Here is a 19,225-nt window from a genome sequence, read left to right on the forward strand (position 1 = left end):
CACATTGATATTTCCGCGGCGACCCGTCCTTCAGCGTGTGATCCAGTTCCTGTTTTGAACTTTCCGACATACGGTCAATCTGGTTGCCATCATCCGACGCAGCGCCCCGTTTTTGCTGTGATTCAAGACAAGAAGTTCTGGGAAATTCCTACCATGCGTTCGCCCCTGCTTTTCGCCGTACCCTTCGCTCTCGCCGCCTCTTTTGTACAAGCACAATCCTTACCAGAAGCCATGCAGCAGGCATTGGATGTCCATCCGGAGATCCAGGCAGGGGTCAACAGTCGTTTGGCGGCGGATTATCAATTAAGAGCAGCGAAAGGTGGATACCTGCCGAAGGTCGATCTGCTGGGTGGTTATGGCCGTGAAGGCACCGACAGCGTGACCACGCGCGCCGATTCCGGTAACCACTACGAAACTCTGAACCGCAGCGAGTCAAGTTTACGTCTCTCGCAAATGGTTTTTGACGGTTTTGCCACTTCCAGCGAAGTCGGGCGTCAACAAGCCACCGTTAACTCCCGCGCTTACTCGTTGCTCGGCACCTCCGAGCGCACCGCGTTGACCGTCGCCCAGGTTTATCTGGACGTGCTGACCCGCCGCGAGTTCGTGCGTCTGGCCGAAGAAAACCTCAAGAGCCACCAGCGCATCTACGATCAGATCCAGTTGCGCACTCAGCGCGGCGTCGGCAGCGGCGCCGACCTTGATCAGGCCGAAGCGCGGATGGCTCAGGCCCGTAACAACCTGATCACCGAGCAGACCAACCTCGCCGACTCGGAAACCAACTTCCTCAGCGCCGTCGGCCAGATGCCGGATCAGTTGGAGCGCCCGGCGCCGTTCATCGCGATGATGCCGGCCAACCTCAATGAAGCGCGCACGCAGATGGTCGAAAACAGTCCGATCCTGCGTTCGGCCGAGTCCGACATCGCCGCTGCCGAGAAGCAGTACGAGACCGCCAAGTCGACCTTCTACCCGCGTTTCGACGCTGAACTGGGCCGCACCGCCGACAACGATATCGATGGCCAGAACGGTCACAACAACGAGTGGCAAGCCATGCTGCGCATGCGCTTCAACCTCTATTCCGGTGGCAGCAACAAGGCTGATCTGGAATCGAAGTCGTACCTGTCGAACCAGGCGTTGGACATCCGCAACAACGCCCTGCGTCAGTTGAACGAAGAGCTGGGCCTGGCCTGGAACGCCTTGAACAACGCCAACGCGCAGGTGCCGATCGCGCAGCAATACGTCGATCACAGCACCGCCGTGCGCACTGCTTACCAGCGTCAATTCAGCCTCGGCGAACGCACCCTGCTCGATTTGCTCGACAGCGAAAACGAGCTGTTCACCGCATCGCGGCGTCTGGCTGAAATCAAAAACATTCAGTTATTTACTCAGTACCGAATCAAGGCGACCATGGGCGAGTTGCTCAGAAGCCAGGGAGTGGTCGCGCCGTTGGCATCCGTTGTGCAGAACGACGTGAAGCCCAAGGTTCAGCTGCCTGGGATGAATTGAGTTATCCCTTTCAACTGTTAAAGAGTGTCGAGCGTGGAATCAGAAGTCAGTCGAGTTCATCTCAGTCATGATCCACGCGCGTTGCACGACGATCCGTTACTGGACGGTCTGCTCGCCCTTTGCATGCTCCATCAGAAGCCTGCCAGCGCGGCGATGTTGACCACCGGCCTGCCGCTGCCCAAACAACGTTTGAGTGTCGAGTTGCTGCCCCGCGCGGCGGCTCGCGCCGGCCTGCAAGGGCGGGTGTTGCAGCGCAAGCTGGAAGAAATTCCGGCGATCGCCATGCCCGCGCTGTTGCTGCTCAAGGATGGCCGCAGCGCCGTCCTGTTGGGCTGGCAAGGTGAAGATGAAGCGCGGGTGCTGCTCAGCGAAAGCGACGGCGGCGAGTCCGTGGTCAGCCGCGAACTGCTCGCCGACGATTACACCGGCAAAGTCTTCTTCGCCCAGCCGCAACACAAATTCGACGTCAACCACGGCACGCTGATTCCGCGTGCGCGCTCGTGGTTCCGCGACACCCTCAAGCGTTCGCGCTGGCTGTATGCCGATGCGATTGCCGCGAGTTTCCTGATCAACATCATTGCAATGGCCGCGCCGCTGTTTGTGATGAACGTCTACGACCGCGTGGTGCCGAACCAGGCCGAAGCGACCCTGTGGGTCTTGGCCCTCGGGATTACCGGCGCTTACCTGTTCGACCTGATCCTCAAGAGCCTGCGCAGTTTGTGCCTGGATCTGGCCGGCAAGAAAACCGACCTGATCATCTCGGCGACGCTGTTCGAGCGCATCGTCGGCATGTCGATGAAGTATCGCCCGGCGCGAGTCGGCAGCTTTGCGCAGAACATTCATGAGTTTCAGAGCCTGCGCGATTTCCTCGCCTCGCTGACCCTGACCAGCCTGATCGACCTGCCGTTCACCATCCTGATCTTCATCGTCATCGCCATTCTTGGCGGGCATCTGGTGTGGATTCCGGTGCTGGCGTTCCCGATTGCCTTGCTGATCGGCTACGCCTTGCAGAAGCCGCTGGTGGCCACGATGGAACGCACCATGGCCCTCGGCGCGGAGCGTCAATCGAGCCTGATCGAAACCCTCGCCGGTCTCGACGCGGTCAAGGTCAACAACGCCGAAAGCGAACGCCAGTACCAGTGGGAACAGACCATCGGCACCCTCAGCCGCCTCGAACTGCGGGTGAAAATGCTCTCCGGTCTGGCGATGAACATCACCCTGCTGATCCAGCAACTGGCCGGGGTGATCATGATCGTCTTCGGCGTGTACCAGATCATCGACGGGCATCTGAGCATGGGCGGTCTGATCGCTTGCTACATGCTCAGCGGTCGCGCGCTGAGCCCGCTGGCCTCGCTGTCCGGTCTGCTGACTCGCTATCAACAGGCGCGGGTGACCATGACCTCGGTCGATCAAATGATGGAGCTGCCGCAAGAGCGCAACTTCGAAGAGCGCCCGCTGAGCCGCAAGGTTCTGCAAGGCGCCATCGAATGCCGCCAACTCAACTTCACCTACCCGGAACAACAGAACCCGGCGCTGAAGAACATCAACCTGGTGGTTCGTCCCGGCGAAAAAATCGGCATCATCGGTCGCAGTGGCTCGGGCAAAAGCTCCCTGGCCAAACTGCTGGTCGGCCTCTATCAGCCGGACGATGGCGCCTTGCTGGTCGACGGTGTGGACATTCGCCAGATCGACGTCAGCGAGCTGCGCTACAACATCGGCTATGTGCCACAAGACATCCAACTGCTGGCCGGCACCCTGCGTGACAACCTGGTTTCCGGTGCGCGTTATGTAGAAGACGAACTGGTGCTGCAAGCCGCCGAACTGGCCGGCGTCCACGAATTCGCCCGTCTGCACCCGCAAGGCTACGAGCTGCAAGTCGGCGAGCGTGGGCAGAACCTCTCTGGCGGTCAACGGCAGAACGTCGCCCTGGCCCGAGCGCTGCTGCTCAATCCGCCGATTCTGCTGATGGATGAACCCACCAGTGCGATGGACAACACCGGCGAAGAACGCCTCAAGCAACGCCTCGCGGCAGTGATTGAAAACAAGACCGTGATTCTGGTCACGCACCGGGCCTCACTGTTGTCGCTGGTCGATCGCCTGCTGGTGGTCGACCGTGGTCAGATTCTCGCCGATGGCCCGAAAGCCGCCGTGATGGAAGCGTTGAAGAAGGGGCAGATCAGTGTTGCTTAAGTCGGGTTTCAAGGATTCGATCCGTCGCTACTTCAAGGGCTCGGCATCGTTGCAGGGCCAGCCGCTGCCAGAGGTCAACAAGGCGCTGATCGAGGACGCCCCGCGCGTCGTGCGCCTGACCATTTGGGCGATCATCGGCTTCTTCGTTTTTCTTATGCTCTGGGCCAATTTCGCCGTGATCGACGAAGTGACCAAGGGCGACGGCAAGGCGATTCCGTCGTCGAAGATCCAGAAAATCCAGAACCTTGAGGGCGGGATCGTCTCCGAGCTGTTCGTCAAGGAAGGCCAGATTGTCGAGGCCGGCGCACCGCTGATTCGTCTCGACGACACGCGATTTGCCTCCAACGTCGGCGAAACCGAGGCCGATCGTCTGTCGATGTTGCTGCGCGTTGAGCGTCTGAGCGCCGAAGTCGATGACCGTCCGCTGAATTTCCCCGAGGACGTGCTGAAAGCCGTGCCGGGTCAGGCGAAGAGCGAAGAGTCGCTGTACATCAGCCGCCGCCAGCAACTGCACGACGAGATCGGCGGTTTGCAGGAGCAGTTGATTCAGCGTCAGCAAGAGCTTCGCGAATTTGGCTCCAAGCAGGGCCAATACCGCCAGCAACTCGGCTTGCAGCGTCAGGAAATTAATATGTCCGAGCCGCTGGTGGCGCAGGGCGCGGTTTCGCCGGTTGAAGTCTTGCGACTGAAGCGCGCCGAAGTGGAAACCCGTGGTCAGCTCGATGCCACAACTTTGGCGATTCCGCGTGCCGAATCGGCGATCAAGGAAGTGCAGCGCAAGATCGACGAGACGCGCGGCAAATTCCGCAGTGAAGCGCTGACCCAACTCAACGAAGCGCGTACCGACCTGAACAAGGCCAGCGCCACCGGCAAGGCGCTGGAAGATCGCGTCAGCCGTACGCTGGTCACCTCGCCCGTGCGGGGCATCGTCAACAAGTTGCTGGTCAACACCATCGGCGGCGTGATCCAGCCGGGCAGCGATTTGGTGGAGATTGTGCCGCTGGACGACACCTTGCTGGTCGAAGCAAAAATCCGCCCGCAGGACATCGCGTTCCTGCATCCGGGCCAGGAAGCCACGGTGAAATTCACCGCGTACGACTACACCATTTATGGTGGCCTGAAAGCCAAGCTTGAGCAGATCGGTGCCGACACCATTACCGATGAAGACAAGAAGACCACGTACTACGTGATCAAGGTGCGTACGGAGCGCAGTCATCTGGGTACGGATGACAAGCCGTTGCTGATCATTCCGGGGATGGTCGCGTCGGTGGATATCATTACCGGCAAGAAATCGGTGTTGAGCTACCTGCTCAAACCGATCATCCGCGCACGGGCTGAGGCGTTGCACGAGCGCTGATCCCCCAATAACCCTGTAGGAGCTGTCGAGTGAAACGAGGCTGCGATCTTTTGATCCTGTTTTTTAACAGCAGAATCAAAAGATCGCAGCGTGCCGCAGCTCCTACAGGGATGTCCGCAAAAGGGTGAGGAAGTGACAAAAATCGTCACTCACCACCCAGTCCATTCCTCACCATTCGCCATATCGTTATTCATTAACGGTATTTAATTTCCGATTCTTATAGCTATAAAGTCACTCCCCTGCGTACCTGCCGACCAATCGGCGCGCCGCACGACCTGAACCGACACGCAATCCAGCGTGAGTGTCTGATCGACGAGCGCGCCCATGAGCGCGCCGTGCGTGGGAGATTGAAAGATGTCCGCAGCTACTGCTACCCCAAGCGCCGCGAGCGCCGCGCCGCAAACCTTCGAAATTCGCCCGTTCAGCGGTGCCGTTGGCGCCGAGATCATTGGCCTCGACCTCACCCGGCCGATCAATGATCAAGACTTTACGCGCATCCATCGCGCGCACCTCGATCACCACGTTGTGGTGTTCCGCGACCAGCAAATCACCCCTCAACAGCAGATCGACTTCAGCCGCCGCTTCGGTGTGTTGCAGATCCACGTGCTCAAGCAGTTCCTGCTGGCCAATCACCCGGAAATTCTCATCGTTTCCAACATCGTCGAAAACGGCCAAAACATCGGCCTCGGCGACGCCGGAAAATTCTGGCACTCCGACCTTTCTTATAAAGAGCTGCCGAGCCTTGGCTCGATGCTGCATGCGCAAGAGCTGCCTTCCGAGGGCGGCGACACCTTGTTCGCCGACATGCACAAAGCCTGGGACAACCTGCCCGCTGAGCTGCGTAAAGCAGTCGAAGGGCGCAGCGCCGCGCATTCCTACACCGCGCGTTACAGCGAAACCAAATTCGAAGGCAACTGGCGCCCGACGCTGACCCCGGAGCAACTCGCTCAGGTCGCGGAAGTGGTGCACCCGGTGGTGCGCACGCACCCGGAAAACGGCCGCAAGGCGCTGTTCGTCAGCGAAGGTTTCACCACGCGCATCGTTGGTCTGCCGGACGACGAGAGCCAGCAACTGCTGAGCGAGCTCTACGCCCACAGCGTGTTGCCGCAAAACATCTACCGCCATCAGTGGCAGCCCCACGACCTGGTGTTCTGGGACAACCGTTCGCTGATCCACCTCGCCGCCGGTTGCCCTGCGCACCTGCGCCGCAAGCTGTATCGCACGACCATTCAGGGCGACGCGCCTTTCTGATTTGCCGGAGATTCGATCATGTCCAAACGACTTCCATTTGCCCCGCTGGCCGCCGCAATCGGCCTCGGTTTCAGCCTGATTGCTGGCAGCCTGGTCGCTCCGACCGTGGCCCACGCCGAAGGTGAAATCCGCATCGCCGAACAGTTCGGCATTGTCTATTTATTGCTCAACGTGGTGCGCGATCAGGGCCTGATCGAGAAGTACGGCAAGCAGGAAGGCATCGACATCAAGGTCGACTGGACGCAGCTCTCGGGCGGCGCCGCGGTCAACGATGCGCTGTTGTCCGGTTCCATCGACATTGCTGGCGCTGGCGTCGGACCGCTGCTGACCATTTGGGATCGCACCCACGGCAAGCAAAACGTCAAAGCCGTCGCCTCGCTGGGCAACTTTCCTTACTACTTGGTGAGCAACAATCCGAAGGTTAAAACCATCGCCGATTTCACCGAGAAGGATCGCATCGCAGTGCCAGCGGTTGGCGTGTCGGTACAGTCGCGCTTCCTGCAGTACGCGGCGGCCAAGCAGTGGGGCGACAAGGAATTCAATCGCCTCGACAAATACACCATCGCCGTTCCGCACCCGGACGCCACGGCTGCGTTGATCGCCGGCGGCACCGAGCTGACCGGGCATTTCTCCAACCCGCCGTTCCAGGATCAGGCGCTGGAAAATCCTAACGTTCACGTCGTGCTCAATTCTTATGACGTGCTCGGCCCGAACTCGCCGACGGTGCTGTTCGCCACCGAGAAATTCCGCGAGGAAAACCCGAAAACCTACAAAGCCTTCGTTGAAGCACTGACCGAGGCGGCGCAATTTGCGCAGAACGATAAGGGCGCGGCGGCCGACACCTACATCCGCGTGACCAAAGCGAAAATCGACCGCGCCGCGTTGCTGAAAATCATCGACAACCCGCAGTTCGAATTCAGCGTGACGCCGAAAAATACGTATCCACTGGCCGAATTCCTCTACCGCGTCGGCGCGATCAAAAACAAACCTGAATCGTGGAAGGACTATTTCTTCCAGGACGCCAAACCGCTGCAAGGGAGCTGACCGAGATGAACGCCCCTTTGCAAGGCCACGCGGCCAGCAACCTGATCGTCAACCGCGAAGCGCTGTTGGCGGTCGATCATGTCAGCCTCGAATACCGCACGCCGCAACGTGTTGTGCGCGCCACGCACCAGGTCAGTTTTGAAATCGACCCGGCCGATCGCTACGTGCTGCTCGGCCCGTCCGGTTGCGGAAAATCGACGTTGCTCAAAGCGGTCGCCGGTTTTATTCAACCGTGCGAAGGCGAGATCCGTCTGCAAGGCCAGCGCGTCGACGCGCCGGGGCCAGACCGGATTGTGGTGTTTCAGGAATTCGATCAACTGCCGCCGTGGAAAACCGTCAAACAGAACGTGATGTTTCCGCTGCTGGCGTCGCGCACGCTGAAGAAAAAAGAAGCCGAAGAACGCGCGCTGCACTACCTGGAAAAGGTCGGGTTGGCGGCGTTTGCCGATGCTTATCCGCACACGTTGTCCGGCGGCATGAAAGCGCGCGTGGCGATTGCCCGGGCGTTGGCGATGCAGCCGAAAATCCTCTTGATGGACGAACCGTTCGCCGCGCTGGATGCGCTGACCCGCCGCAAGATGCAGGAAGAGTTGCTGCTGCTCTGGGAAGAAGTGCGCTTCACCTTGTTGTTCGTCACGCACTCGATTGAAGAGGCGCTGGTGGTCGGCAATCGCATTTTGTTGCTGTCGCCACATCCGGGGCGGGTGCGCGCCGAAGTGCACAGCCATCAATACGATTTGCACAGCCTCGGTGGCGTGGCGTTTCAGGAATCGGCGCGGCGCATTCATCGTCTGCTGTTCGACGAAGGCCAGTCGCCGGAAACCGAGCGTGACCACGACTTTAACGACATTCGCATCGCCTATTGAGCGGCCAGGAGGATCAACCCGATGAGCCATTCATCATCTGTGCGTGAAGAATTCGAAATTGTTTTAGAGCCGCTGACTGAAGTGCCGGTCGAACGCGAACTGTCCCTCGGTACGCGGCTGTGGCAACAGGGTTGGCTGCGCAAAAGCCTGATCCTGATATTGCTCGCGGTGCTTTGGGAAATCGTCGCGCGGGTGCAGAACAACGATCTGTTGCTGCCGAGTTTTCTACAGACCAGCCATGCGCTGTACGACGGCTTGCTCAGCGGCGAGTTGCTGAGCAAGGTGTGGATATCCTTGGTGGTGCTGCTCAAGGGTTATCTGATCGGCATCGTTCTGGCGTTTGCCCTGACGACACTGGCGGTGTCGACCCAGTTTGGGCGCGATCTGCTGAGTACACTGACCTCGATGTTTAACCCGTTGCCGGCGATTGCCCTGCTGCCATTGGCGTTGCTGTGGTTTGGGTTGGGGCAGAACAGCCTGATTTTTGTGCTGGTGCATTCGGTGTTGTGGGCGTTGGCGCTGAATACTTATGCCGGGTTTCTTGGGGTGTCCGAGACGCTGCGCATGGCCGGGCGCAATTATGGTTTGAAGGGATTGCGGCTGGTGCTGTTCATCCTCATTCCTGCGGCGTTGCCGTCGATTCTGGCCGGGCTGAAAATTGGCTGGGCGTTTGCCTGGCGCACGTTGATCGCGGCGGAATTGGTGTTCGGTGCGACCAGTGGCAAGGGTGGCTTGGGCTGGTACATTTTTCAGAATCGAAATGAGCTGTACACCGACAAGGTGTTTGCCGGGTTGGCGGTGGTGATTCTGATTGGTTTGCTGGTGGAGAATCTGGTGTTTGACACGCTGGAGCGGGTGACTGTGAAGCGCTGGGGTATGCAGCGCTGACCTGAAAAGATCGCAGCCTTCGGCAGCTGCTACAGGGGATCGCATTCAATGTAGGAGCTGCCGAAGGCTGCGATCTTTTGATCTGATAGGATTGCACGCAGATCAATCCTGATCCGCCACGAGTGCTCGCCATGCAGCTCCCGGACATGAACCTTCTGGTCGCCCTCGACGCTTTGCTCGACGAGGGCAGTGTGGTCGGCGCCGCGCGGCGGATGAACCTCAGCCCCGCCGCGATGAGCCGCACCCTCACGCGAATCCGCGAAGCCATCGGTGATCCGATCCTCGTGCGCGCCGGCCGTGGCCTGGTGCCAACCCCCAAAGCACTGGAATTACGTGAGCAGGTGCGCGACGTCGTCGAACAAGCCGCGCTGCTGTTCCGCTCCGCTGACACGGTGGAATTGGGCACGCTGCGCCGACGCTTCAGCATTCGCGCCAATGACTTTTTCATCGGCGTCTACGGCGGCAAGCTGTTCGACACCCTCGACCAACAAGCGCCGCACTGCGAGCTGCGTTTTGTCCCCGAGGGCGATGGCGATGATGAAGCGTTGCGCGAAGGACGGATCGACCTCAGCGTCAGCAACACCCGGCCGGTCAGCCCTGAAGTGAAAGTGCAGAATCTGTTTTCTACGCATTTCGTTGGGCTGGTTCGTGAAGATCATCCGCTGCTCGACGGTGAAATAACTGCCGAACGCTACGCTGGTTTTTCCCATATCAGCATGTCGCGCCGTGGTATCGCTCGCGGCCCGATTGATACGGCGCTGAACGCGTTGGGGCTGGAGCGGCGGGTGGCGGTGATTGCGCCGAGTTTTCATGCGGCGATGTTTGCCTTGCCGGATTCCGATCTGATTCTGCCGGTGCCCAAGGAAGCGCTGCTCAGCGTGCGGCGATTGGGTTTGAAGCTGCGCTCGTTCGACCTGCCGATTCCGTTGCCGACCTTGATGCTGACACAAGCCTGGCACCCGCGTTTTGACAAGGATCCGGCGCACCGCTGGCTGCGGGAAACGCTGAAAACCTGTTGCGACGAAACCTGGCTGGCCGCGCAACCTTAACAACAGATCAAAAGATCGCAGCCTTCGGCAGCTCCTACATTGGAATGCAATCCCTGTAGGAGCTGCCGAAGGCTGCGATCTTTTGCGTTTAATCATTGTGTCTGGCGCACTTATAACCTGCCAATAAGTCAATTTTCGTCAGCGATAAGCCCCACTAAAATGCTCCGGTATTTCCCACCCCCGGAGTTTTCATTCATGACATCCCTGACGGTCTCGGCGCCCCTCGCTGCGGCCAGCCCGGCGACGGCGGCCGCGCCTCCGGTGTTCGGGGCGCGGATCATCACCGGTCTGGTCGGCGTGCTGCTGGCGGTGCTGGTGTCGGGCCTCAACGAGATGGTCACCAAAGTGGCCCTCGCCGACATTCGTGGCGCGCTGCACATCGGTTACGACGAAGGCACCTGGCTGGTCGCCAGTTACACCGCCACCTCGGTCGCGGCCATGGCGTTTGCGCCGTGGTGCTCGGTGACCTTCTCGCTACGCCGTTTCACCCTCTGCGCGATCGCCCTGTTCACCGTGCTCGGCGTGCTGTGCCCGTTCGCGCCGAATTACGAAAGCCTGCTGTTGATGCGCATTCTGCAAGGCCTGGCCGGCGGCGCGCTGCCGCCGATGCTGATGACCGTGGCCCTGCGCTTCTTGCCGGCAAATATCAAACTCTACGGTCTGGCCGGTTACGCGCTGACCGCCACTTTCGGCCCCGGCCTCGGTACGCCGCTCGCCGGTTTGTGGACGGAATACGTCGGCTGGCAATGGACGTTCTGGCAAATCATCGTGCCGTGCCTGATCGCCATGGCGATGGTGGCTTACGGCATTCCGCAGGATCCGCTACGACTGGAACGCCTCAAGGCATTCAACTGGAAAGGCCTGCTGCTGGGCTTCCCGGCGATCTGCATGTTGGTAATCGGTTTGCTGCAGGGCAATCGACTGGACTGGTTCGAGTCAAGCCTGATCTGCGGCTTGCTCGGCGCTGGTTCGCTGCTGCTGGTAGCGTTTTTGATCAATGAATGGTCGCAGCCGATTCCGTTTTTCAAATTGCAGATGCTCGGTATTCGCAACCTGTCATTCGCGCTGATGACCCTGGCCGGTGTGTTGGTGATTTTGCTGGCGGTGGTGTTGATCCCGTCGAGTTATCTGGCGCAGGTGCAGGGTTATCGCCCGGTGCAAACCGCGCCGATCATGCTGCTCGCTGCGTTGCCGCAGTTGATCGCGCTGCCGCTGGTGGCGGCGCTGTGCAACCTGCGTTGGGTCGATTGTCGCTGGGTGCTCGGGATCGGTTTGAGCATGTTGGCGCTGTCGTGCCTCGGTGGTTCGCAACTGACGTCGGCGTGGATTCGCGACGACTTTTATGTCCTGCAATGGCTGCAGATTTTCGGTCAGCCGATGGCGGTGTTGCCGTTGTTGATGTTGTCGACCGGGAGCATTTCGCCGCTGGAAGGGCCGTTCGCTTCGGCGTGGTTCAACACGGTGAAAGGCCTGTCGGCCGTGGTCGCCACCGGGGTGATCGAAGCGCTGACCACGTCGCGTCTGCATTTCCATTCGAACATGTTGATCGACAGCCTCGGCAATTCGCCGCTGGCCGATCGCAGCGATCCGGGCCTCGCCCATCGTCTGCACGAACAGGCCGTGGTGCTGACTTCTTCCGATCTCTATGTGTGCATGGCTGGCGTCGCGATGATGCTGATCCTGCTGATTTTCTGGCTGCCGACGCGGATTTTTCCACCGCGCGCGCCGACTTGATGGCTGCACTGAACAATGAAGGTTTTTATGACGACTCAAGCAAAGCAAAAACTCGCCGTGGCCGTGGCCGCCGCGCTGGCCGTTGGCGTGTTGGTGTATCTGGCGATGCCGGGCCTGTTTGGTAAACGCACCCAGCAAAATACCAACGACGCGTTCGTCTCCGCCGACTACACCCTGGTGGTGCCGCGCGTGGCCGGGTTTATCAAAGAAGTGCTGGTCGAAGACAACCAGCGCGTCAAGGCCGGGCAGTTGCTGGCGCTGATCGATGATCGCGATTTGCGTGCGTCTGCGGAAGCGGCAGACGCGCAGACGCTGGTGGCGCGTGCGCAGTTGCAGAATGCCAAAGCGACGCTGGAACGGCAGACCTCGGTGATCGCTCAGGCGCAGGCGTTGGTGGTGTCGGCCAAGGCAGAAATGGCCTTTGCCCAGCAGGAATTGAATCGCTACAACCACCTGGCCGGCGTCGGTGCCGGCACTGTGCAGAACGCGCAACAGGCGCGCACGCGCATCGATCAAGCGACGGCGCACCTCGACACCGCCACCGCGAAACTGGCGGCGGAGCGCAAGCAAGTCGATATCCTCACCGCCCAACGTGATGCCGCCGAAGGCAGCCTGAAGCACGCGCAAGCGGCGCTGGAAATCGCCAGTTTCGAACTCTCCTACACACGCATCACCGCGCCGCAGGACGGCATGATCGGCGAGCGTGCCGTACGCGTCGGTGCCTATGTAACGCCGGGAAGCAAGTTGCTGGCGGTGGTGCCTTTGCAGCAGGCGTATGTGGTGGCGAATTTTCAGGAAACTCAACTGACGGATGTGCAGCCGGGGCAAGCCGTGCAGGTGCGTGTCGACAGCCTGGGCGGTGAAGCCTTGAGCGGTCGCGTCGAGAGTATTGCGCCGGCCACGGGTGTGACGTTTGCAGCGGTGAAGCCGGACAACGCCACGGGTAACTTCACCAAGGTCGTGCAGCGGATTCCGGTGAAGATCATGCTCGAACCGGGTCAGCCGTTGGCTGAGCGGTTGCGGGTGGGCATGTCAGTGGAGGCGCGGATTGATACCGCGAGTTCGGCGAAGTCTGTGCGTGAGGTGACTCAGCGATGAACAGTGTTGACCGCGCCGACGCCTTCGCGAGCAGGCTCGCTCCCACAGGGGCAACGCATTCCAAAATGTGGGAGCGAGCCTGCTCGCGAAGAGGCCAGTTGCAGCAACTCACTCTAAGTGCCTTGCTTATGGCCAGTCTCACCGCCTGCACCGTAGGCCCAGACTTCCAGAAACCCCAAGCCACACAAATCAGCGACTGGGCCAAACCCGCCAAGTCCGCCCCGAGCCAAGCCGTCAGCGAACCCCTCAACGAACGCTGGTGGGAAGTCTTCCATGACCCGCAACTCTCGGCGCTGACCCAGCGCGCGGTGCGCAGCAACCTCGACCTGCAACTGGCCAGCAGCCGCCTGCAACAAAGCCGTGCTGCCCGCCAGGTTATCAGCGCCGACCGCTACCCGAACACCGCCGCCACCGGCAGCTATGGTCGCGAACGCAACAGCGGCAAAGGCCTGAACGATCCGTCCGGACACAACGGTGATTCCGCCTTCAACCTGTGGGACGCCGGTTTCTCCGCCTCCTGGGAGCTGGATTTCTGGGGGCGCGTGCGCCGCGAAACCGAAGCCGCCGACGCCAATCTCGAAGTCGCCGAAAACGACCGTCGCGGTGTGCTGCTGGCCGTGCTCGCCGACACCGCGCAAAACTACATTCAGTTGCGCGGCGTACAAAACACCCGCGCCGTCACCGAGCAAAACCTCGACGTCGCCCGACACAGCCTGAACCTCTCGCAGCTGCGTCTGGCCGACGGCGTCGCGACTGATCTGGACGTCGCCGAAGCCGCCGCGCAAGTGGCTGCCATCGAATCGCGCTTACCGGCGCTGGAACAACGCCAATCGCAACTGATCAACGCGATCAGCCTGTTGATGGGCGAACCACCGCAAGCCCTCACCAAAGAGTTATCCACAGACGCCGCCGTGCCACAGTCGCCACTGCAAGTAGCCATCGGTCTGCCGTCGCAACTGGCCGAACGTCGTCCGGATATCCGTCAGGCCGAATCACGGCTGCACGCGGCTACCGCCAATATTGGCGTCGCCAAAGGCGATTTCTACCCGCGCATCACCTTGTCCGGCAACCTCAGCTCGCAAGCCATGCAGCTAAGTGATTTCGGCTCGTGGGGCTCGCGCGCGTTCGGCATCGGCCCGCAATTCAGCCTGCCGCTGTTCGACGGCGGCCGCCTGCGCGGCGTGCTGCAATTGCGTGAAGCCCAGCAACAGGAAGCGGCCATCGCCTACCAGCAAACCGTGCTGCGCGCCTGGCACGAAATCGACGATCAACTCACCGCCTACAACGCCAGCCAGCGCCGCCGCGACAGCCTCGCCGAAGCCGTTCGGCAAAACCAGATCGCCCTGCGCACCGCGCAACAGCAATACGTCGAAGGCGTGGTCGATTTCGTTAACGTCCTGACGGTGCAGGGTGCTTTGTTGGCGACGCAGGAACAGTGGGTCGAAAGTTCGACTGGCGTTTCGTTGGCGATGGTCGGGTTGTACAAAGCGTTGGGTGGGGGCTGGGAGTCGGTGTATCCGGCGGGGGAAGTGGCCGCCGCATCGCCGGGTGTCGTGAAACGCTAAACCTTCATCGACGGTTGCGCTGTGGCTGACCTAAAGTGAGTGGCAGGTTTCGACGCCATACTTTCGTGGCGCCGTGGCGTGGCATGAGGAAGCAATGGCGGCTAACAGAGTCACGCCGGTCGGCGACACCCAAGACCCCTTTGCCGCACCCGGCTCCTGGTTCGGCACGCGGTGGCTGGTGCGCTGGGTCAAAGAACACTGGCTGTGGCCACTGCTGGCGCTGGCCGCGTTCGTGCGATTTTATGATCTGACAGCGGCGGCGATCTGGGGCGATGAAGGTTCAAGCCTGTTGCTGGCGCGCTATTCGCTGAGCGAGATCTGGAAGCACGCGGCCTTCGATGTGCATCCGCCGTTGTATTTCATGCTGCTGCATGGCTGGATCGAACTGTTCGGTGACGGCATTTTCGCGATCCGCTGTCTGAGTGCACTGGCGGGCATTGCCGCGGTCGGGATGGGCATCTGGCTGGTTGATCGTCTGGCCACTCGCCGCGCCGCTTTCGTCGCCGGTTTGTTGCTGGCGCTGCTGCCGACAGCGGTGCGCTACAGCCAGGAAGTGCGCATGTATGCGCTGCTTGGCCTGTTGCTGATCGCCGCGAGTGTGGCGCTGGTCTATTGGATCCGACGCCCGCAACGGCACCGCTATCTGGTGGTTTACACGCTGTTGATGAGCGCGGCGTTGTACACCCATTACTTCGCCGTGCTCGCGGCGTTGTGTCACTGGCTTTACCTGATCGTGATTCGCGTCCAGCGCGGTTACCGGTTCCGGCATATTCAGCGCTGGAACTGGTGGCTGGCGAATCTGGCGATCGTCGCGTTGTACCTGCCTTGGCTGCCCAATCTGCTCGACTTGATGCAGCACATGGAACAACTCAAGGCGGGCGGCGATGTGGGCTGGGAGCCGGCGGTGACCTTGAGTTCTCTGCCGTCGATGATCTGGTCGTGGCTGATTCAGGACGATGGCGAGAACCTGCCGATGTTGGTTTTCGTCGCGCTGCCGATGGCGTTGTTGGCGCTGGCGGTTGTCGCGGTGATGCGCGACCGCAGTGTGTCGCGCGGCAGTATTCTCTTGGCGTTGTACACCGGACTGCCGCTGCTGCTGGTGTTCGCGGTGTCGTTCATCACCCCGGTGTTCATCGAGCGCTACCTGACGGCGTACGCCCTCGGCTTGCCGATGCTGGCGGCAATGGCCGTTGACCGCTTGTACAGTCGCGCACGGTTGTTTGCACTGGCGGTGCTGGTTTCATTGATCGGCGTGGAGCTGGTCGGTCTCAGTAACAACGCCAATGTCGACAGCGATGATCAGCTCGATCGCGTCGTAAATTACGTCAATCAACATTTCCTGCCGGGTGACCGGATCATCACCAGCGACATGCTCTGGTACCTGAGTTACGTCTATTACGACCGCACCGGCGCGCAGATCCGCCTCTATACGCCACCGACAGCGGATGGCCAGACGACGCGGCCGAACGAGTACGGCTTCGGCACGTTGGTCAATCGGGATGTTTATCTGGACAGCCTCGCGGAACTGCAAGGTCAAGGCCGGGTGTGGCTGATCGGAACCTTCGACGGCCCGGAAGAATTTTCACCGCTGCCGACGACTTGGCAGCCCAGTGCTGAAATCCACGCGGGAGGCATAAAAGCGCGCCTGTTCACCCCCAAACCCCGCGCAGACTAATCCTGTAGAAGCTGCCGCAGGCTGCGATCTTTCGCTCCTCAAGATTTCCCCGACAAATCCGCCATCCCCTTGAGCAACTCAATCGGCAACGGAAAGACAATCGTCGAACTCTTGTCGCCGGCAATCGAACTCAGCGTCTGCATATACCGCAACTGCATCGCCCCAGGCTGACGCCCGAGCATTTCCGCAGCCTGCATCAGTTTTTCCGACGCCTGCAACTCACCTTCAGCGTGGATCACCTTGGCCCGCCGTTCCCGTTCGGCCTCGGCCTGTTTGGCGATGGCGCGCACCATCGATTCATTAAGGTCGACGTGTTTGATTTCGACGTTGGCGACCTTGATACCCCACGCATCGGTTTGCGCATCGAGCACTTGTTGAATATCGATGTTCAACTGCTCGCGCTCGGCCAATAACTCATCGAGTTCATGCTTGCCGAGCACCGCGCGCAACGTCGTCTGCGCCAACTGACTGGTGGCCGAGAGAAAATCCTCGACCTGAATAATCGCCTTCTGCGGATCGAGCACGCGGAAATACAACACCGCGTTGACCTTCACCGACACGTTGTCGCGAGTGATCACGTCCTGCGGCGGTACATCGAGGACGACGGTGCGTAGATCGACCCGAACCATTTGCTGCACCACCGGAATCAGCAGGATCAGGCCCGGGCCTTTGACCTGCCAGAAACGTCCGAGCTGGAACACCACACCGCGCTCGTATTCACGCAGGATGCGGAACGTCGAGCCGGCGAGGGCAATCACCAACAACAGCAGCGCAACAAAACCGATTTGCAGACCCATGATCACTCTCCGAGCGGCGCCGCGTCAGTCGCGGCCACTTCCAGCATCAATCCCTTGCGACCCACCACACGCACCGATTGCCCGGTGTGCAGCGGAGTCGCGCTGAGCACTTGCCAGCGTTCGCCTTGCAGTTGAATCCAGCCGTTACGCGCATCGCCCGGTTGTACGTTGGTGATCGCGGTGACGCTGCCGAGCAGTCCGGCATCGCCACTGACGGCGTGGCGTGGGCGGGTTTTCAGCGCGCGAATCAGCAAAGCGATCAACAGCACAGCGCTGATCAAACCGAGGCCGATCATCATCGGCACCGGCAATTCGGCATTGCTCAGAATCAGCGCACCGATGACGAACATGATGATCCCGCCCAAGCCGATCACCCCATAGTTGGGCAATGCGGCTTCGGCGATCAGAAACACGATGCCCAGCGTGATCAGCCACAGACCGACCGGGCTCATCGCTGGCAATGAGGTATCGGCGGCGAAGGCGGATGCACTTGTCAGCAGGAGCAAGGCGAAGGCACAACATCGGCTGTTCACGTGACTCTCCATGAGCGTCAGTGGCGGGTTCTTTCAGTCTAGTTGAGGGTTGCTCTGGATGAATTTTGATCAATGTGCGGATGTGTCCGGTGAGCGGATTTCCCTTCGTCAGCGGCCCGTCGAACTAGACTCAAAACACAGCAACCACCTTCCGCGCGACACCGAGGTGCATCATGCGAATGGCAAAAAAGGTGCAAAGCAGCCTGACCCGGGCGCATTGCGAATATGACGTCGTTGCTCATCGACATTCATCGAGCAGCCTGGAAACCGCGCGCGTCGCCGGCGTGCCAGCGGAACGGGTGGCCAAATCGATCATCCTCGACGACCACCACGGGCATTACCTGATGGCCGTGCTGCCGGCCAGTCGTCATCTGGACTTGAGCAAAGTGCGCAACAGCGGCGAATGGCAACTGACCCGCGAAAGCAATCTGGCGCACATCTTCGACGACTGCGAACGCGGCGCGGTGCCGCCATTGGGTGATTCCTACGGGCTGGACATGGTCATCGACCCGTTGCTGACGCGGCAGAAAGATATTTATCTGGAGGCGGGCAACCACAATTATCTGTTGCACATGAGCATGCCGGAGTTTCTGAAAATGGTGCCGCATGCTGAGGTGCGGGAGTTGAGTCATTAGGATTTTGTGGCGTTTTCATTGACGCCTTCGCGGGCAAGCCTTGCTCCTACAATGGTTTTTGGGTGTCCAGTGATTGTGTGGCCGCCACAGCCTTAGTAGGAGCAAGGCTTGCCCGCGAATGATCTTCCATTCACCGCTAATTCCAAGGATCACTGCAATGGAAAACCCAAATCACAGCCTCCCATCCTTGTTCAAACAACTCGGCCTGGACAACGACCCGGTCAGCATCGACCAATTCATCGCCACCCATTCCCCGCTTAAACCCGATCTGCACTTGGCCGATGCGTTCTTCTGGACGGAGAGCCAGTCGCAGTTTTTACGCGATGAGATTCTGGATGATGCCGATTGGGCGGAGGTGGTGGATCAGTTGAATGTGATGTTGCGCAAGGGACGCCAGGGCTAGTTCCGGTGACCTCTGGTCATTCAACACAAAGCCATGGTTGTTGCAGTTAAAAAAATAGACCAAAATCACGACCTCAATTGAGGTCTTTTATTATGCAAAGTGTTCTCGCCGACATGGCTGTCAGTGTTTCCGAGTTAAAGAAAAACCCTTCTGCCGTTCTGAACGGCGCGCATGGCGGAGCTGTGGCGGTTCTCAACCACAATCGCGTTATGGGCTACATGGTTCCAGCGGATGTGTACGAAGCAATGATGGAGCGGCTTGATGATCTGGAGCTTGCTGAAATCGTTCGCGCCCGCAGTCACGAGACGCCTATTTCGGTAAGCCTGGATGACTTATAAGCTCGAATTTCTGCCATCTGCTCACAAAGAATGGAACAAGTTGGGTCATACGCTACGAGAGCAATTCAAAAAGAAGCTGGGCGAACGCTTGAATCTGCCTAGAGTCCCTGCCGATGCGCTGCATGGGATGCCGGACTGTTACAAAATCAAATTGAAGGCTTCCGGCTATCGCTTGGTTTATCAAGTGATCGACGAGCGCGTGGTCGTTTCCGTTGTTGCGGTCGGCAAACGGGAGCGCAGTAGCGTTTATGAGAATGCTAAAAAACGCTGAGTGATTTTTTTCGGAAAGATTTTCTCCG

The 19,225-nt window shown here is 59.8% G+C and carries 18 protein-coding genes; 16 read left to right on the forward strand and 2 right to left on the reverse strand.

Translation table 11 applies throughout. The features are described from left to right. Positions 1–153: 153 nt before the first annotated feature. The 12 genes from AD669_RS00300 to AD669_RS00355 all read left to right on the forward strand — a co-directional run bounded on the left by AD669_RS00300 (position 154) and on the right by AD669_RS00355 (position 16,220). The gene (locus tag AD669_RS00300; RefSeq protein WP_053116433.1) at positions 154–1,503 is read left to right on the forward strand and encodes a TolC family outer membrane protein; all 1,350 of its coding nucleotides are present in this window, start codon (positions 154–156) and stop codon (positions 1,501–1,503) included. A gap of 33 nt (positions 1,504–1,536) precedes the next feature. Beyond that, positions 1,537–3,693, forward strand: a complete 2,157-nt coding sequence (locus tag AD669_RS00305) for a type I secretion system permease/ATPase (RefSeq protein WP_053116434.1) — start codon at positions 1,537–1,539, stop codon at positions 3,691–3,693. Continuing rightward, the gene (locus tag AD669_RS00310; protein ID WP_053116435.1) at positions 3,683–5,050 is read left to right on the forward strand and encodes an HlyD family type I secretion periplasmic adaptor subunit; all 1,368 of its coding nucleotides are present in this window, start codon (positions 3,683–3,685) and stop codon (positions 5,048–5,050) included. Before AD669_RS00305 ends, AD669_RS00310 begins: the two co-directional genes overlap by 11 nt. 354 nt (positions 5,051–5,404) lie before the next feature. Next, positions 5,405–6,301, forward strand: coding sequence for a TauD/TfdA family dioxygenase (locus tag AD669_RS00315; protein WP_053116436.1), 897 nt, complete (start codon positions 5,405–5,407; stop codon positions 6,299–6,301). 18 nt (positions 6,302–6,319) lie between these two features. Beyond that, positions 6,320–7,345 carry an ABC transporter substrate-binding protein gene (locus tag AD669_RS00320; RefSeq protein WP_053116437.1) on the forward strand — a complete coding sequence of 342 codons (1,026 nt, stop codon included), beginning with the start codon at positions 6,320–6,322 and terminating at the stop codon, positions 7,343–7,345. Positions 7,346–7,350: 5 nt separating this feature from the next. Next, a complete protein-coding gene (locus tag AD669_RS00325; protein WP_053116438.1) occupies positions 7,351–8,211 on the forward strand; it encodes an ABC transporter ATP-binding protein in 861 nt (286 codons plus the stop codon). A gap of 21 nt (positions 8,212–8,232) precedes the next feature. Beyond that, positions 8,233–9,099, forward strand: coding sequence for an ABC transporter permease (locus tag AD669_RS00330; protein ID WP_053116439.1), 867 nt, complete (start codon positions 8,233–8,235; stop codon positions 9,097–9,099). A 131-nt stretch (positions 9,100–9,230) separates the two neighbouring features. Beyond that, positions 9,231–10,148, forward strand: coding sequence for a LysR family transcriptional regulator (locus AD669_RS00335; protein WP_053116440.1), 918 nt, complete (start codon positions 9,231–9,233; stop codon positions 10,146–10,148). 195 nt (positions 10,149–10,343) lie between these two features. Beyond that, positions 10,344–11,882 (forward strand): MFS transporter, encoded by a 1,539-nt coding sequence (locus tag AD669_RS00340; protein WP_053116441.1) that lies wholly within the window; start codon positions 10,344–10,346, stop codon positions 11,880–11,882. Between the two features lie 27 nt (positions 11,883–11,909). Beyond that, positions 11,910–12,980 (forward strand): HlyD family secretion protein, encoded by a 1,071-nt coding sequence (locus tag AD669_RS00345; RefSeq protein WP_053116442.1) that lies wholly within the window; start codon positions 11,910–11,912, stop codon positions 12,978–12,980. Further along, positions 12,977–14,545: an efflux transporter outer membrane subunit gene (locus tag AD669_RS00350; protein WP_172680057.1), complete on the forward strand. Its 1,569-nt coding sequence runs from the start codon at positions 12,977–12,979 to the stop codon at positions 14,543–14,545. The genes AD669_RS00345 and AD669_RS00350 overlap by 4 nt, the downstream gene beginning before the upstream one ends. A gap of 94 nt (positions 14,546–14,639) precedes the next feature. Next, the gene (locus AD669_RS00355; RefSeq protein ID WP_053116444.1) at positions 14,640–16,220 is read left to right on the forward strand and encodes a glycosyltransferase family 39 protein; all 1,581 of its coding nucleotides are present in this window, start codon (positions 14,640–14,642) and stop codon (positions 16,218–16,220) included. A 38-nt stretch (positions 16,221–16,258) separates the two neighbouring features. Here AD669_RS00355 and AD669_RS00360 read toward each other — a convergent pair whose 3' ends face one another. Next, on the reverse strand, positions 16,259–17,017 hold the full coding sequence (locus AD669_RS00360) for a slipin family protein (RefSeq protein ID WP_003220464.1): 759 nt from the start codon (positions 17,015–17,017) through the stop codon (positions 16,259–16,261). Between the two features lie 2 nt (positions 17,018–17,019). Continuing rightward, on the reverse strand, positions 17,020–17,550 hold the full coding sequence (locus AD669_RS00365; RefSeq protein WP_053116445.1) for an NfeD family protein: 531 nt from the start codon (positions 17,548–17,550) through the stop codon (positions 17,020–17,022). 173 nt (positions 17,551–17,723) lie between these two features. Here AD669_RS00365 and AD669_RS00370 point away from each other — a divergent pair, with 173 nt between their 5' ends. The 4 genes from AD669_RS00370 (at position 17,724) to AD669_RS00385 (ending at position 19,197) form a co-directional block, all read left to right on the forward strand. Then, complete coding sequence (locus AD669_RS00370) at positions 17,724–18,185, forward strand: aminoacyl-tRNA deacylase (RefSeq protein ID WP_053116446.1); 462 nt, start codon at positions 17,724–17,726, stop codon at positions 18,183–18,185. A gap of 157 nt (positions 18,186–18,342) precedes the next feature. Next, entirely contained in the window at positions 18,343–18,588 is a 246-nt protein-coding gene (locus tag AD669_RS00375) for a DUF2789 domain-containing protein (protein ID WP_053116447.1), read from the forward strand. A 92-nt stretch (positions 18,589–18,680) separates the two neighbouring features. Continuing rightward, positions 18,681–18,926, forward strand: coding sequence for a type II toxin-antitoxin system Phd/YefM family antitoxin (locus AD669_RS00380; RefSeq protein WP_053116448.1), 246 nt, complete (start codon positions 18,681–18,683; stop codon positions 18,924–18,926). Then, positions 18,916–19,197, forward strand: coding sequence for a type II toxin-antitoxin system RelE/ParE family toxin (locus AD669_RS00385; protein ID WP_053116449.1), 282 nt, complete (start codon positions 18,916–18,918; stop codon positions 19,195–19,197). Before AD669_RS00380 ends, AD669_RS00385 begins: the two co-directional genes overlap by 11 nt. Positions 19,198–19,225: the final 28 nt, after the last annotated feature.

The organism is Pseudomonas sp. P1.31 (assembly GCF_001269815.1).
In the GTDB taxonomy this organism is placed as follows: domain Bacteria; phylum Pseudomonadota; class Gammaproteobacteria; order Pseudomonadales; family Pseudomonadaceae; genus Aquipseudomonas; species Aquipseudomonas rustica.

Bases quoted from the DNA above. Each gene is read 5' to 3' on its own strand.
- AD669_RS00300 (WP_053116433.1), top strand. From the start codon at position 154: ATGCGTTCGCCCCTGCTTTTCGCCGTACCCTTCGCTCTCGCCGCCTCT.
- AD669_RS00315 (WP_053116436.1), top strand. From the start codon at position 5,405: ATGTCCGCAGCTACTGCTACCCCAAGCGCCGCGAGCGCCGCGCCGCAA.
- AD669_RS00320 (WP_053116437.1), top strand. From the start codon at position 6,320: ATGTCCAAACGACTTCCATTTGCCCCGCTGGCCGCCGCAATCGGCCTC.
- AD669_RS00325 (WP_053116438.1), top strand. From the start codon at position 7,351: ATGAACGCCCCTTTGCAAGGCCACGCGGCCAGCAACCTGATCGTCAAC.
- AD669_RS00330 (WP_053116439.1), top strand. From the start codon at position 8,233: ATGAGCCATTCATCATCTGTGCGTGAAGAATTCGAAATTGTTTTAGAG.
- AD669_RS00335 (WP_053116440.1), top strand. From the start codon at position 9,231: ATGCAGCTCCCGGACATGAACCTTCTGGTCGCCCTCGACGCTTTGCTC.
- AD669_RS00340 (WP_053116441.1), top strand. From the start codon at position 10,344: ATGACATCCCTGACGGTCTCGGCGCCCCTCGCTGCGGCCAGCCCGGCG.
- AD669_RS00345 (WP_053116442.1), top strand. From the start codon at position 11,910: ATGACGACTCAAGCAAAGCAAAAACTCGCCGTGGCCGTGGCCGCCGCG.
- AD669_RS00350 (WP_172680057.1), top strand. From the start codon at position 12,977: ATGAACAGTGTTGACCGCGCCGACGCCTTCGCGAGCAGGCTCGCTCCC.
- AD669_RS00355 (WP_053116444.1), top strand. From the start codon at position 14,640: ATGGCGGCTAACAGAGTCACGCCGGTCGGCGACACCCAAGACCCCTTT.
- AD669_RS00360 (WP_003220464.1), bottom strand. From the start codon at position 17,017: ATGGGTCTGCAAATCGGTTTTGTTGCGCTGCTGTTGTTGGTGATTGCC.
- AD669_RS00370 (WP_053116446.1), top strand. From the start codon at position 17,724: ATGCGAATGGCAAAAAAGGTGCAAAGCAGCCTGACCCGGGCGCATTGC.
- AD669_RS00375 (WP_053116447.1), top strand. From the start codon at position 18,343: ATGGAAAACCCAAATCACAGCCTCCCATCCTTGTTCAAACAACTCGGC.
- AD669_RS00380 (WP_053116448.1), top strand. From the start codon at position 18,681: ATGCAAAGTGTTCTCGCCGACATGGCTGTCAGTGTTTCCGAGTTAAAG.
- AD669_RS00385 (WP_053116449.1), top strand. From the start codon at position 18,916: ATGACTTATAAGCTCGAATTTCTGCCATCTGCTCACAAAGAATGGAAC.